This window comes from Micromonospora noduli (assembly GCF_003264475.1).
GTDB classification, from domain to species: Bacteria; Actinomycetota; Actinomycetes; order Mycobacteriales; family Micromonosporaceae; genus Micromonospora; species Micromonospora noduli.
In genome coordinates this window covers 109180-124499 of record NZ_PYAC01000043.1, presented here as the reverse complement: position 1 = coordinate 124499, position 15320 = coordinate 109180, and the positions used below count along the sequence as shown (strand labels likewise).

General features: G+C 72.9%; 14 protein-coding genes. 8 read left to right on the top strand and 6 right to left on the bottom strand.

Annotation, left to right across the window (positions count from 1 at the left end):
* The first annotated feature begins 108 nt into the window (after positions 1–108).
* Positions 109–630 (top strand): ATPase, encoded by a 522-nt coding sequence (locus MED15_RS32045; protein WP_112587608.1) that lies wholly within the window; start codon positions 109–111, stop codon positions 628–630.
* 27 nt (positions 631–657) lie between these two features.
* On the opposite strand, the gene MED15_RS32040 is transcribed toward MED15_RS32045, so the two are convergent.
* The 3 genes from MED15_RS32040 to MED15_RS32030 form a co-directional block, all read right to left on the bottom strand.
* Entirely contained in the window at positions 658–1509 is an 852-nt protein-coding gene (locus tag MED15_RS32040) for a hypothetical protein (protein ID WP_167457777.1), read from the bottom strand.
* Positions 1510–1865: 356 nt separating this feature from the next.
* The gene (locus tag MED15_RS32035; protein WP_030332593.1) at positions 1866–2291 is read right to left on the bottom strand and encodes an OsmC family protein; all 426 of its coding nucleotides are present in this window, start codon (positions 2289–2291) and stop codon (positions 1866–1868) included.
* Positions 2292–2361: 70 nt separating this feature from the next.
* A complete protein-coding gene (locus tag MED15_RS32030) occupies positions 2362–3309 on the bottom strand; it encodes a serine/threonine-protein kinase (protein WP_112587947.1) in 948 nt (315 codons plus the stop codon).
* Positions 3310–3508: 199 nt separating this feature from the next.
* Between MED15_RS32030 and MED15_RS32025 the strand changes: the two genes are divergently transcribed.
* The 3 genes from MED15_RS32025 (at position 3509) to MED15_RS32015 (ending at position 6082) form a co-directional block, all read left to right on the top strand.
* Positions 3509–3739, top strand: a complete 231-nt coding sequence (locus tag MED15_RS32025) for a hypothetical protein (RefSeq protein ID WP_112587606.1) — start codon at positions 3509–3511, stop codon at positions 3737–3739.
* 119 nt (positions 3740–3858) lie between these two features.
* Positions 3859–4599 carry a response regulator transcription factor gene (locus MED15_RS32020; RefSeq protein ID WP_372494781.1) on the top strand — a complete coding sequence of 247 codons (741 nt, stop codon included), beginning with the start codon at positions 3859–3861 and terminating at the stop codon, positions 4597–4599.
* On the top strand, positions 4577–6082 hold the full coding sequence (locus MED15_RS32015) for a sensor histidine kinase (RefSeq protein ID WP_112587602.1): 1506 nt from the start codon (positions 4577–4579) through the stop codon (positions 6080–6082). The genes MED15_RS32020 and MED15_RS32015 overlap by 23 nt, the downstream gene beginning before the upstream one ends.
* A gap of 25 nt (positions 6083–6107) precedes the next feature.
* On the opposite strand, the gene MED15_RS32010 is transcribed toward MED15_RS32015, so the two are convergent.
* Positions 6108–6956, bottom strand: coding sequence for an arginase family protein (locus MED15_RS32010; RefSeq protein WP_112587600.1), 849 nt, complete (start codon positions 6954–6956; stop codon positions 6108–6110).
* A 201-nt stretch (positions 6957–7157) separates the two neighbouring features.
* Here MED15_RS32010 and MED15_RS33725 point away from each other — a divergent pair, with 201 nt between their 5' ends.
* The 4 genes from MED15_RS33725 to MED15_RS31995 all read left to right on the top strand — a co-directional run bounded on the left by MED15_RS33725 (position 7158) and on the right by MED15_RS31995 (position 12244).
* Positions 7158–7307, top strand: a complete 150-nt coding sequence (locus tag MED15_RS33725) for a hypothetical protein (protein WP_165947858.1) — start codon at positions 7158–7160, stop codon at positions 7305–7307.
* A gap of 17 nt (positions 7308–7324) precedes the next feature.
* On the top strand, positions 7325–8755 hold the full coding sequence (locus MED15_RS32005; protein WP_112737759.1) for a class I SAM-dependent methyltransferase: 1431 nt from the start codon (positions 7325–7327) through the stop codon (positions 8753–8755).
* Positions 8748–10751, top strand: a complete 2004-nt coding sequence (locus MED15_RS32000) for a sulfatase-like hydrolase/transferase (RefSeq protein ID WP_112737757.1) — start codon at positions 8748–8750, stop codon at positions 10749–10751. Before MED15_RS32005 ends, MED15_RS32000 begins: the two co-directional genes overlap by 8 nt.
* Positions 10752–10960: 209 nt before the next feature.
* Positions 10961–12244: a citrate synthase gene (locus tag MED15_RS31995; protein WP_112587594.1), complete on the top strand. Its 1284-nt coding sequence runs from the start codon at positions 10961–10963 to the stop codon at positions 12242–12244.
* 429 nt (positions 12245–12673) lie between these two features.
* Here MED15_RS31995 and MED15_RS31990 read toward each other — a convergent pair whose 3' ends face one another.
* Positions 12674–13318 carry a maleylpyruvate isomerase N-terminal domain-containing protein gene (locus MED15_RS31990; protein ID WP_112737755.1) on the bottom strand — a complete coding sequence of 215 codons (645 nt, stop codon included), beginning with the start codon at positions 13316–13318 and terminating at the stop codon, positions 12674–12676.
* A gap of 349 nt (positions 13319–13667) precedes the next feature.
* Positions 13668–14990 (bottom strand): glycosyltransferase family 4 protein, encoded by a 1323-nt coding sequence (locus MED15_RS31985; protein WP_167457784.1) that lies wholly within the window; start codon positions 14988–14990, stop codon positions 13668–13670.
* Positions 14991–15320: the final 330 nt, after the last annotated feature.

Genomic DNA, 15320 nt, shown 5'->3' with positions numbered 1-15320 from the left:
GCCACCCGCGCGCATGCTGAACATTTTTCCCGAACCCCCTCGGCGCGAGCGGTCGCGGCCGAGGATCCAGGTGGGGAAGTAACAGCAGCTGCCTGGGGGGGCGACAGTATGAGGTTCTCCGTCGTTGAGACCGGTTACGACCAGCGACAGGTGGATTACTGCCTGGACGAGTTGGGGATCCGGCTGTCCCGGCTCGCGGCGCGGGCCGAGGGCGCGGCCGGGGCGGCCCGGGAGTGGGACGAGATCCGCCAGGAGGCAGCCTGGCTCAGTGGGCTCCTGCAGCGACTCGATCTGGGCGACGTCGCCGCCCCCCGGTACGCCGGTGACGCGGTGCGGCGCGAGGCCGCCGAGATCCGGGCCCAGGCCCGCGCCGAGCTGGACGAGGCCCGCGAGGAGGCCCGACGGGTGCGGGAGCGGGCGTACGCGGAGGCCGTGCAGGCCCGACGTGACTTCGAGGCGGCGCTGGACGCTCGCCGACGGCGCGAGGTGCGGGTGGACGAGATCCTCAGCCAGGTGACGGTCGACCAGGTGCCCGCCGACACTCCCACCGCAGCCGCCGGGGTGCCGGGCAGCCGGGTCGGGGTCGGCGGCCCGGACGCGGGCGCGGAGCCACCGCCGGGCCGTCGCTGAGGCGCGCGGGCGTGGTGCCCTTCTGGCTCAGGCGGTGAGCGCCGCCGCGACGGTGGTCGCCCGGTCCTCGTGCTGGGCGTACGCATCCGGGTAGGCGGAGATCTGCACGGCCTGGGCGGCGGCGGTGACGCTCATGTCCTGCCAGCCGGGGATCTCGTTGAGCGCCGTGTAGAAGGCCCGCGCGGCGTACGACGGGCGCATCAGCTGGGCCACAGTGCCCCAGCCGCTACTGGGCCGCTGCTGGAACAGCCCGACCGAGTCGTGGTCGGAGCCGCTGCCCTGGTTCGGGTACTCCGCCGACTCCGGGAGGACGTCGCTGGCCAGGTTGTAGAGGTTGCTCTCCTGCATGGCCGTGGACAGTGCCACCACCAGGGCGCGGCGCGGCATCTTCATCTCCAGGCCGACGTCCACGATGATCTTCGCGTTGTCCATCTGTGCCTGGTCGAGGCCGGCGACCGGCCGGGGGCGGCGCGGCTTGACCGGCTTCTTGGGCGCCTTTTTGCGGACGGCGGTGGGAGTGGGCGTGGGCTTCGCCGTCGGGCTGGGCAGGACCCGGGCGGGGGCGGCGTCGCGATCCAGTGACCGGGAGGCGCGCTCGTCGGCGATGGCGGCGCGGTCGGCCACCGCCTCGGCGAGCGGCTCAACCGTACGGGGGGCTTCGTCGTTGCCTCTGGCGGTGGCGACCGCGACGAGGCTGAGGCAGCAGGTGACACCGGTGGCCAGCGCCACCCGTACCGGGGTCGAGCGCAGCAGGGCACGCCGCGACGGGTCGGGAGCGCGGTGACGGCCGGTCGTCCGTTCGGTTGATGCGGCGTCGTCCGACGGGGTGCTCGGGCGCGCGTCGGTCAGCTTCTGGGCGGAGGGGTCGTCGGGATGCACCTGACGAGGCTAAAGAGCTGAATGCCCGATGCCACCAGCCCGTACGGTGGCATGCGCCACAATTTGCCCTGATCATGGCGACTTTATTGGGCAAAACACGAGCGAAGTAGATCAACCTCGCGGATCGCTCCAGACGGTTATTCCCGACTTGCCGGGTGAATGCGGTCGCCCCGCCACTCCGCCAGCTGCACCTCCGGCAAACTTCAGGACTCAGCCGAACAACCGAGGCACGCCTCCACCAACCGGCCCCCGTACCCCCACCTCGGCGATCTTGCACTTGCTGTCGCGACATAGGGGCATGCCCCTCATATCGACGACCGAAGGTGCAAGATCGGCGCGGTGGGGCGTGCGTGGAGTCAGTGTCGGCCGTTCTCGGCTGGGGTGACGGTCAGGCGGTGTCGGCTGGCGTCGCCGCTGGAGAACGGCCAGAGCCGGTCGGCGTACTCGACCAGGTCGGCCAGTTGATCTCGGCTCAGCCCGGCTGAGGAGATCTCCGCGTGCACGTCGGCCCGGTATCGACCGTCGTTGTCCCGTCCCAGCTTCGCCTCCGCGCGGACCTGCACGGTGTGTGCCTCGTCGGTGATCTCCCCGGCCACCTCCACCGCCGCGTGATGCAGGCAGGAGGCGAAGGCCGCGGCCAGCAACTGTTCCGGGGTCAGCCCGGTGCAGTGCGGCGCCAGCGGTGAGGCCAGCGCGGTGGAGAGCCCGCCATCGTCGGTGCGTACGTGACCGCCCTCGGCGGTCGCTGTGGCCTCACGCAGCCAGGAACTCTGATCCGGCATCGCGTTTCTCCCGTCGCTCACCAGGCCGGCTACCCCTTCGCCGCGCGGCGAAACGCAGTGTGTCGTCCGGTCAGCGCCCGGCGGGCAGGTTCGGCTCGTCCACCAGCGCCACCGCCTCGGTGGCCTCCGCGGCGGCCCGTTCGGTCCACGGCGACGTCGGGGCCGCCCGGCGGGTCGTCGGGATCGTCATCGGCACGTACACCCGGGCGTCCACCGCCTCGGCCAGCAGCAGCGCGGCGACCAGGCTGGTCGGACGCTGCTCGGGGTCGTCGGCGAGGCAGGAGTGGCACAGCTCGGCGACCTCCGGCGGGAGCCCGGCGATGTCGGGCAGCGGTTCCGGTGGCTGACGGCGGCGGACGAGCAGCAGTTCGCTGGCGGTCGCCGCGCGGTAGGGCAGGCGGGCGGTGAGGCTGTAGTAGAGGAGCACGCCCAGGGCGTACATGTCGGCGGCAGGGGTGGCCGGTGCCTCGTCCAGCTGTTCGGGTGCCAGGTACGCCGGGGTGCCCAGCACCATCCCGGTCGGCATCGGGTCCGGCGTACCGGCGGCGATGGCGATGCCGAAGTCGAGCACCTTCACCCCGGCCGGGGTGAGCATGACATTGGCCGGCTTGACGTCCCGGTGCACGATGCCCTCGGCGTGCGCGGCGGCGAGCGCGGCGGCGACCTCCGCGCAGACCCGCACCGCGATCTGCCAGTCCAATGGACCGGCGCGCAGGTGCACGGCGAGCGTCTCGCCCTCGGCCAGTTCCATGACGATGTAGGGCACCGGTCGGCCGGGCCACGTCGAGGAGGTGCCGAAGTCGTGCACGCTGGCCACGTTGGGGTGTTCCAGCCGGGCAGCCGACCGTGCCTCGGCCCGGATCCGGTCCACCGGGCCGTCCCGATCGTCGCGGCCGGGCGAGAGGAGCTTCACCGCGACCGGCCGGTCCAGCACCTGGTCGTAGGCCCGCCACACCTCGGACATCCCGCCCACACCGATGCGCTGTTCGAGCCGGTACCGCCCGTCCAGCATCCGCATCGACCGCTCCTCGTCCTCGCCCCGCCGACGGCGGGTGCTGAGGTGCCGGTACCCGAGCGCCGAGCTGGGCAAACCGGAGCCCGATTCGGGGCGGACGGCCCCCCGCACCTCGCTGCGCCACGGCGGTGGGTGCGGTAGCTTGCGAGCCAGAGCCGGTGTCACCGATTGTGCCGGCACGGTCACCCGAGGGGACGCCGCGATGAGCGAGGTCACCGTACGCTTCGTCGGTGGGCCCGCGGACGGCCTGGTCCGGCTGCTGCCGGCCGGGTCGGACGGCGCCCCGCCCCAGCGTTGGATCATGCGTCACCCGGACGGCACGGGCTCGGTGCAGCCCGGCCCCGACCACCTCTACGAGCGCGACCGGCCCGACGAGGCCGGCGGCTGGAGCATGCGGTTCGTGCGCACGGACGCGTACGGGGTGTCCGAGTGACCACGAGGCGGGGCTGACCGGTGGCGTCGCCGGCGTCGCGTCGGCCCGGCCGCACAGCTCGCGCACAGCTTCCGCAGGGGCGCGGCACAGGCGTGGCGGCCACCATGGGGCCCATGGTCATGAACGGGCAGGCCGCGCCGAGCCGGATCGAGCTGCGTCGCCCCGACGGCGAACCCGTCCGGGTGCTGGTGGTCGACGACGAACCCACGCTCACCGACCTGCTGTCGATGGCCCTGCGCTACGAGGGTTGGCAGGTCCGCACCGCCGGCAACGGCATGGCCGCGTTGGGCACCGCCCGACAGTTCCAGCCGGACGCCGTGGTGCTCGACGTGATGCTGCCCGACCTGGACGGCTTCCAGGTGCTGCGCCGGCTGCGCGAGCACGCCCCCACCGTGCCGGTGCTCTTCCTGACCGCCCGCGACGCTGTCGAGGAGCGCATCGCCGGGTTGACCGTCGGCGGCGACGACTACGTCACCAAACCGTTCAGCCTGGAGGAGGTGATCGCCCGGCTGCGCGCGCTGCTGCGCCGTTCCGGGCTGGCGATCGCGGCCCGGGAGGAGGCGGTGCTGACCGTCGGTGACCTCAGCCTCGACGAGGACAGCCACGAGGTTCGGCGGGCCGGCCAGCTCGTCACCCTGACGGCTACCGAGTTCGAGCTCCTGCGTTACCTGATGCGCAACCCGCGCCGGGTGCTCAGCAAGGCGCAGATCCTCGACCGGGTGTGGAACTACGACTTCGGTGGCCAGGCCAACGTGGTGGAGTTGTACATCTCGTACCTGCGCAAGAAAATCGACGCCGGCCGCGCGCCGATGATCCACACGCTGCGCGGCGCGGGTTATGTCCTCAAACCCGCCGAGTAGGCGCCACCCGCTGCGCGCCGCCCGTCGGTGGCTGGCCGGGCGCTCCCTGCGTACCCGACTGGTGTTCGCCCTGCTCGCGCTGCTGGCGTTGGTCAGCGTCGCCATCGGTGGCCTGACCACTGTGGCGCTGCGGCACTTCCTGATCGACCGGCTCGACGCCCAGTTGGCCCCCGCCACGGCCATGCGGGGCGACCGGCCGGGACGGCCGGCGTTTCCCGGCAACGGACCGGGTATCCCGCGCGGGTTGCCGTCCGGCGCGGTGGTCGCCGAGATCACCGACGGCCGCGTGGCCAGCGCCCGGACCCTTACCAACAGCGCCTCCAGCGCCGACCCGTTCCCCGACGAGCAGTCCGTCCCGGTGGGGGAGGTCGCCGTGCTGGCGGACCTACCGGTCGACGCCAGACCGCGCACCGTCGACCTCGGCGATCGCGGTGACTACCGGGCCGTTGCCCGCCAGTACTGGGACGGGCGGGTACGCGTCGTCGCGATCCCCCTCTCCGGCGTCCAGGAGACCGTCTGGGCGCTGGTCGCCGCACAGGTCGGGGTGGCCGCCGTCGGGCTGCTGCTCGCCGGTGTGGCGGGCGCGCTGATCGTGCGGGCGACCCTGCGACCGCTCAACCGGGTGGCCGCCACCGCCACCCGCGTCACCGAGCTGCCCCTGGACCGGGGGGAGGTGGCGCTCGCCGTCCGGGTCCCGGCCGCCGACACCGACCCGCGCACCGAGGTCGGTCAGGTCGGCGTGGCGCTGAACCGGATGCTGGGCCACGTCGCCGACGCGCTCTCCGCCCGGCAGGCCAGCGAGACCCGGGTACGCCAGTTCGTCGCTGACGCCAGCCACGAGCTGCGGACGCCTCTCGCGGCGATCCGCGGCTACGCCGAGGTGGCCCGGCGTGGCCGTGACGAGGTTCCCGCCGACGTGGCGCACGCGCTGCGCCGGGTGGAGTCGGAGAGCACCCGGATGACCAGCCTCGTCGACGACCTGCTGCTGCTGGCCCGCCTCGACACCGGCCGGCCGCTGGCTGTCGAACCGGTGGACCTGACCGCCCTGGTGGTGGACGCGGTCAGTGACGCGCACGTCGCCGGTCCCGAACACCGCTGGCAGCTCGAACTGCCCGAGGTGGCGATCCGGGTGCCGGGCGACGCCGCCCGGCTGCACCAGGTGGTGGCGAACCTGCTCACCAACGCCCGGGTGCACACCCCGCCCGGCAGCACTGTCACCACCACACTGGCCGTCGACGCCGCCAGTGCCGTGCTCACCGTCGCCGACGACGGGCCGGGGGTGCCGGTGGAGCTGCAACCGGAGATGTTCGAGCGGTTCGCCCGGGGCGACAGTTCCCGATCCCGCGCGCACGGCAGCACCGGCCTCGGCCTCGCGATCGTCGCGGCGGTGGTGGAGGCCCACCACGGCACGGTCGGGGTGCAGAGCCGTCCAGGTCGGACCCTTTTCACCGTCCGGCTGCCGAATCCCACAGCTGACGCATAGTCGCCGCACGGCACACCGGTGCCGGTCAGCCGACCAGCATCTCGGTGAGGACCTCGACGACGCGTCGGGTGTGCCGCCCGTCGGGGTCCTCGTCGGTGTTCAGGTCGGTCACGCTCATCCCGAGCAGCCGGTCGGCGCGGGCCAACGGTGTGACCAGCGCGATCAGATCCGCCCAGCGCGGGCCGTCCGGTTCGGGGTAGGTCACCGCGGGCAGGTCTCGCGGGTCCACCACGTCCAGGTCGAGGTGCAGCCAGGCCGGTCCGTCCCCGTCGGCGGCGAGGCTCGCGCCGACCGTCGCCGCGCCCCGGCGCCGCAACTCGGCGGCGTTGATCTGGTGGATGGCCGGGTCGATCCGGGCCGCCTCGACCCGGCTGCTCTCGTCGGTGGCCGGGCGGTGCCCGAGCAGGTGGACGCGGCCGGGCTCGATCAGCGCGCCGCCGGGGCCGACAGCGGCGGCGGGGCCGTGCCCGGTGACCACCGAGAGATCCATGTCGGCGGCCTCACCGGTCGGTGAGGTCGTGCCGTCGAGGAAATCCGGGTGGGCGTCGACGAACCACAGGTCGGTCGCCGGGGGCAGGGCCCGGCAGACGCCGGGCAGGATCGCGCAGTCGCCGCCGAGCACAAGTGGCCGGTGGCCGTCCGCGATCAACGCGCCGATCCGCGCGGCGATGGCGCCGCCGGCCCGGACCAGGCCCGCCGCGCCGATCACCCCGCTTGCCGGGTCGCGGTTCGGGTCGCGCAACCGCGCCTCGTCGATCTGCCCGTCGTCGTCGGCGGCCAGGGCCTCGCGCAGGCCGGCGCGGCGCAGCGCGGCCGGGGCCCGCTCCTCGCCGCGCCCGGCTCCGGAGGAGTCCAGCGGCGCGTCCACGATCATCCAGGGCACGTGCGCAGCGTACCGGCGTCGACGGCCGTCCCGGCCGCATTCTGTGGTGCGGCTGGGAGTACGCCGATGTGCCCGCGACAGCGACGACGACCGGCGTACGGTGAGGGACAAGTCCGGCTTTCTGGGTCAAAAGCCTCATCGGTGTACGCCCTGGGACGCCGGTGTCGAGGCGGCGAGGGCAAGGAGCGATCGGTGGAACATCTGGCCTACCTGGACGCGGGGTCCGGCAGCCTGATCGTGCAGGCGGTCGTCGGTGGGGTGGCTGGCGCCGCGGTCGCCGCGAAACTCTACTGGCGACGGCTGGTCGACCGGTTCCGCCGGCAACCCACCGACCAGCGCTGAGCGGGCCAACCACGACGATGGCGATCTCACCCACCGAGGTACGGCCGGAGCCGGCCTCCTTCCGCGACCCCGCCAACCGGGTCTTCCACGTCGGCGACGAGGTGCTGCGCGGGCTGGACCCCCAGGCCGCCGAGCACTGGCGGGCACTGACCGGCAGCACGTTCTTCCCGGCGCTCGTCGCCGCGCGCAAGGTCTGCGCCACCGAGGACGCCCCGCCTACCCTGGTTCCGGCCGCGACCGGAACGCCGTGGGCGGCCGTGCTGCGCCACGAGCGCATCCCGTTCGTCTCCCACCCGTACGAGTGGTCGTTCAGCATGCTGCGCGACGCCGCCCTGCTGCACCTGGAGATTCTGACCGCCGCGCTCGGCGAGGGTTTCACCACGAAGGACGGCTCCGCGTACAACCTCCAGTGGCGCGGCGCCCAGCCGGTCTTCATCGACATCGGCTCCTTCGAGCCGGTCCGGGACGGCGAACCGTGGGCCGGCTACCGGCAGTTCTGCCAGACCGTGCTCTACCCGCTGATGCTCACCGCCCACCTGGGCGTCGACTTCCAACCGTGGCTGCGCGCCCGGGTCGACGGCATCGAGGCCGACGAGTTGCGGCCACTGTTCAACGGCGCCCGCCGGCTGCGCCCCGGCGTGCTGACCCACCTGCACCTGCACGGCGCCATGCAGCAGAGCAACGCCGCCGCGAGCACCACCGACGTACGCGACCAACTGCGGGCCGCCGGCTTCTCCCGGGAGTTGCTGCTCGCCACCGTACGCGGCATCGAGAAACTGGTCCGCAAGCTGGACCGCCGCCCGCCCGAGAGCCACTGGTCGGACTACCAACGCACGTGCGGCTACTCGGCCCGCGACCGGGTGGCGAAGGAACAGTTCGTGGCCGTCGCGGTCGCCGCCGGCACCCGTCCCCGCCTGGTGCTCGACCTCGGCGCCAACGACGGCCGGTACTCCCGGCTGGCAGCCGGGCACGCCGACTACGTGGTAGCCGTCGAGCAGGACCCCGCAGTCGTCGACGAGCTGTACCGACAGCTGCGCTCCGAGGGGCAGCGCCGCATCCTGCCGCTGGTGCTGGACCTGGCCGACCCCTCGCCGGGTGGCGGCTGGCGGGGCGTCGAGCGGGCCGGCTTCGCCGAGCGGGCGTCCGCCGACGTGGTGCTCGCCCTGGCCGTGGTGCACCACCTCGCGATCGGGCGCAACGTGCCGCTGCCGGAGGTCATCGACTGGCTGGCCGGGCTGACCGCGCCGGGCGGCGCGGTGGTGGTGGAGTTCGTCCACCCGGAGGACCCGATGGCGACGCGGCTGCTGGCCAACAAGCCGGCCGGTCTCTTCCCGGACTACCGACGCGACACCTTCGAGACGTTGCTCGCCGCCCGAGGGCGGATCACCGATCGGCTGGAACTGCCCTCGGGCACCCGCACGCTCTACCGGACGGTGATGGGTGGCTGAACCGCGGTGGGACCGGGGCTGGCGAGGTGAGCTGGGCCGGCTGCTGGAGATCGTCGCGCTGGTCGGTCTCGTGGTCACCCAGCCACTGCTGGACGTCCTCGGCCGCAGCCCCGACTTCTTCCTCTTCCACCGCGCCGACCCGGCCCAGATCCTGCTGCTGCTCGCCCTGGTGACGGTGCTCCCCACAGTTGCGGTGGCAGTGCTCGGCGGGCTCAGCCGACTGGCCGGCCGGACCGCCCGCGCCCTCACCCACACCGCGCTGGTCGGGCTGCTGGTCGCCGCCCTCGCCGTGCAGGTGGGCCGACACGTCACGCCACTTCGGGGCGTACCGCTGCTGCTGGTGGCAGTGCTGATCGGAGCCGCCGGCGCGGCCGCGCACCGGCGGTGGCGGGCGCCGGGCCGGGTGCTGCGACTGGCCGCCGCCGGCCCGGTGGCCTTCGTGGCACTCTTCCTGCTCGCCTCGCCCACCTCGGCGGTGGTCCTGCCGCGTGGCGACGGCGGCGCGGCCGGCACGGCGCAGGGCTCGGTCGTGCACCCGCCGGTGGTCATGCTGATCCTCGACGAGTTGCCACTGGTCAGCCTGCTCGGCGCGGACGGGAAGATCGACGCCGGGCGGTACCCGCACTTCGCCGAGCTGGCCGGCAGCTCCACCTGGTACCGCAACTCCACCGGCGTCAGCGGGTGGACGCCCAACGCGCTGCCGGCGATGCTCACCGGCCGCTACCCGGCCAAGCCGGTCGCCCCGCACTACTCGCAGTACCCGGACAACATCTTCACCGCCTTCGGCGGCCTGTACGACATCCGAGCCGAGGAGAGCATCACGCGGCTCTGCCCGCCCAGTCGCTGCGAGCAGCCGGTCACCCCGGAGCAGGGGCTCGGCGTGCTGGCCCGGGAGACCGGCAAGCTGCTCGGCCGGGTCGCCGGGCCGACGGAGAGCGCCGTCGACCCGGAGGACTCCTACCGCGAGCAGACCCGCGCCGAAGCCGGCCTGGACGCCGCCGAACCGGTGCCGGCCGACCCGAAGTTCCGCTGGGACAGCCTGGACGACAACCAACCGGCCCGGTTCACCAACTTCCTGGCCGGGCTGAAGCCGACAACCCGGCCCACCCTGCACTTCCTGCACCTGCTGATGCCGCACTCACCGTGGGCGTACCTGCCGTCCGGGGCGCGCTACGACGCCCCCGAGGACCTGCCCAACGACGGCGCCGGGTGGGTCGACCTGGCCCGGCAGCGGCACCTCGCCCAACTCGGCTACACCGACCGGCTGATCGGCGAGACGCTGCGGACGCTGCGCGCCAACGGCCTCTACGACCAGGCCCTCGTCGTGGTGACCGCCGACCACGGGGTCAGCTTCCGCGCCGGCGCGCAGGGCCGGGGCATGGACGCCATCAAGGCCGCCGCCGGCGAGGTCGCCTGGGTGCCGACGTTCGTCAAGGAACCCCGGCAGCAGACCGGCCGGGTGGACGACCGCAACTGGGAACACGTCGACCTGCTGCCTACCGTGGCCGACGAGGCCGGCGTCCGGTTGCCCTGGCGGGTCGACGGGCGCTCCGCCCGGCAGGCCCCCCGCACCGACGGTACGAAGCACTTCTACGACCGCCCCGGCGAACCGGTCACCTTCCCCGGTGGCGTGCCCGCCCCGCCGCCCCTGCCGACACCCCACCCGCTGGTCGGCACCGAGGTACGCGCCGGCCCGGCCGCCGGCAGCGCCCGGGTCGCCGACCTGGCCGCGTTCACCGCCACGGACCCGGACACCGGCACCCTCCCGGCACTCGTCTGGGGCGACGTCCCGGACCGGATCCCGGACGGCACCCTCCTCGCCGTCGCCGTCAACGGCCGCATCGGGGCCGTCGTCCCGGTGGTGCCGGCCGACCCCGGCGGACGCCGGTTCGCCGCGCTGCTCGCCGACGACAAGCTGTTCCACGCCGGCACCAACCAGCTCGACGTCTTCCAGGTCGCGACGGACGGTACGCTGCGACGCCTCACCCTGTCGTGACCTGGCTTCCGGGGTCGGTCCGGCCTGGCTCCCAGGGTCGGTGCGGTCCGGTCCCGTCTGACGGGATACCGGGTTTCCCGGCCGCCCGGTCGGGAATCGGGTGACGCATACCTCACCGCCGAACCACGGCGGGCGTTGTCCCCCGAGCCGCAATTACGGTAGAAGCGAAGGCAATTCAACGTAGATCTGCCGGCGAAGCGAGGAACCACATGACGGAAGTCAAGCTCGATCACCCCGGTGGGCAGCTGTCGATGCCGGTGCATCCTGCGGTCGAGGGCCCCGCCGGTATCGGGGTGAGCAAGCTGCTGAAGGAAACCGGGATGACCACGTACGACCCCGGTTTCGTCAACACCGCCGCTGCCTCATCCGCGATCACCTACATCGACGGCGACGCGGGCATCCTGCGTTACCGGGGGTACCCGATCGAGCAGCTGGCCGAGAAGTCCTCCTTCCTGGAGGTCTCCTACCTGCTCATCTACGGTGAGCTGCCGACCGAGCAGCAGCTGACCGAGTTCACCGAGTGGATTCGGCGCCACTCGCTGCTGCACGAGGAGATGCGCCGCTTCTTCGACGGCTTCCCCCGGGACGCCCACCCGATGGCGGTGCTCTCGTCCGCGGTGAGCGCCCTGTCCACCTTCTACCAGGACAGCCTGGACCCGTTCGACTCCGAGCACGTGGAGATCTCCACTGTCCGGCTGATGGCGAAGGTCCCCACCATCGCCTCGTACGCGTACAAGAAGTCCATCGGTCAGCCGCTGCTGTACCCGGACAACTCGCTGGGGTACGTGGACAACCTGCTGCGGATGACGTTCGGCGTGCCGGCGGAGCCGTACGAGGTCGACCCGGTGATGTCGAAGGTGCTGGACATGCTCTTCGTCCTGCACGCCGACCACGAGCAGAACTGCTCCACGTCGACCGTCCGCCTGGTCGGCTCCAGCAACGCCAACCTGTTCGCCTCGGTCTCGGCCGGCGTGAACGCGCTGTTCGGCCCCCTGCACGGTGGCGCGAACCAGGCGGTGCTGGAGATGCTTCAGCAGATCCACGCCGGCGACGACGACGTCCGGTCCTTCGTCCGCAAGGTCAAGGACAAGCAGGACGGCGTCAAGCTGATGGGCTTCGGCCACCGGGTCTACAAGAACTACGACCCGCGGGCGGCGATCGTCAAGAAGGCCGCGCAGGACGTGCTGGGCCGGATGGCCAAGCCCGACCCGCTGCTGGACATCGCCATGGAGCTGGAGGAGATCGCCCTCGCCGACGACTTCTTCGTCTCCCGTCGGCTCTACCCGAACGTGGACTTCTACACCGGCCTGATCTACAAGGCCATGGGTTTCCCGACCAAGATGTTCACGGTGCTCTTCGCGCTCGGCCGGCTCCCCGGCTGGATCGCCCAGTGGCGCGAGATGATCAACGACCCGGAGACCAAGATCGGCCGTCCGCGGCAGGTCTACGTCGGCTCCGCCGAGCGGGACTACGTCCCCTTCGGCGAGCGCTGACCCGCTCCTCGCTTCGCCAGCAGGCCGTCGACCCTCCGGGTCGGCGGCCTGCCGCGTTTCCGCGCGCCGAGCTGCCCCGTCCCGCCCGTGATCGACTCGCGTTCCTTGAAGGCGCGGTGTTCCTCGGGCCGGGACACCCCGACTTTCAGGAAGCCGAGTCGATCACGGGCGGGGTGACGCCGGGGGGGGCAGGCCCGTGGTGCCCGGGCAGGCCCCGAGCCCTAGCGCCGGGCGGCCCCGAGCCCAGGCCTCCCGGTCCCGGGCATCGAGCGGTGCCGGGGCATCGAGCGGTGCCGGGGCATCGAGCGGTGCCGGGGCATCGAGCGGTGCCGGGCATCGGGCGGTGCCGGGCATCGAGCGGTGCCGGGCCCCGAGCGGCCCCGGGCCCCGAGCGGTCCTGGGCCGGCTGGTCGGCGACGGGGCGGGCGGTCAGAAGGCGGAGATGTTCCGGGCTCGCTCGCTGCGACTCAGCGCGCTGATCAGCGCGGACTGGCCGTTGCGACGCACGGCCAGGCGGACCAGCAGGTCGCGTACCGGGTCGAAGACGCCGGCCGGGAACTCCGGCGTGGGTACGCCGATGCTCACCGCGAGGTCGTCGGAGTGGACCACGATCTCCAACTGACGGGTGAGCAGGAACTCGCTGCGCGGAAGGGCCCAGCCCTGCCACGGGATCGGCACGACGTCACGGGCGGCACCCCGGGAGAGCAGGTCGCTGACCTCTTCCAGCGCCTGGGCGGAACGGGCGTGCAGGTCGGCCGGCCCGCGTGCGGCGTCGGCCTCGTCGGGGCCGGAGGCGACGGAGGCCTTGTCCGGGGAACCCTCGGTGACCCAGGCGGCCCGCTCGTAGTGGTTGTCGGCCGACTCCAGGGTAGGCAGATCGCTCAGGGCTGGCAGCAGCTCCGCGGCACGGACCGCCTGACGCCCCAGGTGACACGCCAGGCCACCCACCGACAGGTGTGGCAGCGCGCTCGGGCTCGGCCACTGCTCGGTCACCTCGGGGCGTCGGATCAGGTCCAGCGCGATTGCGGCGGCGATCGGAAAGCTGGCATCCAGGGCGTCGACAGGACGAGACATCCGCACATTCTGGCAGGCCCGACCGGTCCCCGCCGGGCAGCGCGGCGCGCTCGCCACAACATGATCGACTCGGCTTTCAGGAAGTCGGTGGGTCCCCAGCGCCGCAACACCCCGATTTCAAGAAAGCCGAGTCGATCAACCGCAAGTCGGGGGGTCCCCAGCACCGGGACACCCCGATTTCAAGAAAGCCGAGTCGATCAACCCCGCCCGAGCCAGGCCCGAGCCAGGCCCGAGCCCGGCCGGAGCCAGGCCCGAGCCCGAGCCAGGCCGGAGCCAGGCCCGAGCCCGAGCCAGGCCGGAGCCAGGCCCGAGTCCGGGCCGAGCCGGAATCGGGCCTGGACGGCGAGGGTCAGCGCAGGCCGGCGGCGGCGAGCAGGTTGCCCTCGGGCAGCGCCGGAAGGGCGCGACCCTGCGACATCCGCTGCTCGGCGCGCTCGGCGGTGAACGCGGCGTCGTGGTGGATGGCGGCGGCGTAGCTGGCGGCGGTGCGTTGGGCGATCGCGGCCCAGCCGTACTGGTCGTGGACCATCCGGCGGGCGCGGCGGGCCATGACGCGGGAACGGTCGGCATCCGACAGCAGCGCGTCCACGGCGTCGGTCAGGCTGTCCGGGTCGTGTGGGCGGAAGGTCATCCCGGTGACGCCCGGCTCCACGATCTCGCCGAGGCCACCGGTGGCGGCGACTGCCAGGGGAGCGCCGGCCGCGGCGCCTTCCAGGGCGACCATGCCGAACGGCTCGTAGATGCTCGGCACGGCGAAGCAGTCCGACGCGGCCATCAGCGCCGGCAGGTCGGTGCCGCCCAGGAAGCCCGGCATGGTGACCATGCCGCCGAGGCCGCGGCGGTGCACCTCGGCCTCCAACTCGGCGCGGTACGGGCCGTCACCGGCGATCACGGCACGCAGCCCGGGGTGCCGCTCGCGCAGCCGGGGGAGCGCGGCGATCAGGTGCTGGACGCCCTTTTCGTACACCAGGCGCCCGGCGAAGGTGACCAGCGGGCCGTTCCCGGCGAAGCGGGCGCGGGCGGCGGCCACGGCACGCGCGGGCACCCGCCAGCGGTGTGGCTCCACGCCGTTGGCGACCACGTCGACCCGCCCGGCCGGTACGCCGAAGAGAGCGTTCACCTCGTCGCGCATGTAACCGGAGCAGACGATCACCCGGTTGGACTCGCTGCTGAGCCACTGCTCGACGCCGTGGATGGTGCGGTTCATCTCCTCCGGCAGCCAGCCCTGGTGCCGGCCGGCCTCGGTGGCGTGGATCGTGCTGACCAGCGGGATGTCCAGGTGGTCGCGCAACGTCATCGCGGTGTGCGCGACGAGCCAGTCGTGGGCGTGGATGACGTCGTAGGAGCCGGCCTGGGTGGCGCGCAGGGCGGTGCGGGTGAGTGTGTGGTTGAAGGCCATGGTCCAGGCCAGCAGCGAGCCGGTGGCGAGGGGGAAGGTGACGGGGTCCTCGGGGGCGCGCAGGATGCGCACACCGTCGGCGTACTCCTCCAGGGGCGCGCCCTCGCTGTGGCGGGTGACGACGGTGACCTCGTGGCCGGCGGCGGCGAGGGCGACGGAGAGGGCGTGCACGTGTCGACCGAGACCGCCGACGAGCACCGGCGGGTACTCCCAGGACAGCATGAGGATGCGGCGGGTCTGCGGGGGCACCCCGGGGCCGGACTGCGCCGGCATGGGCGTGCCGGGCTGCGCGGTGGGACCGGACTGCGCGGGGGGCCGGGAGGTCACTGTGGGCCGGTGGGCCCGGTCCTTGGTGGCAGGGAGCTGCTCGTCGACCCGCAGTGTCACATCAATCTCCGTCCATGCATGGTGGTACGCGCCGGCGTCAGTGGCGGCGGAGCGAGAGGTGTAAGGAGTGGCCGAGGGCCTGGCGGGCACGCGCGAACGCTTGTCCCCGGTCAAGGAAAGTGCATCGGACCCGAGAACGCATCTCGAAAAGGGTCATCGTGACGGAGGACACCCGATCGGTGTAGCGCGCATCAGACGGGCGGTTTTCGCCCACCG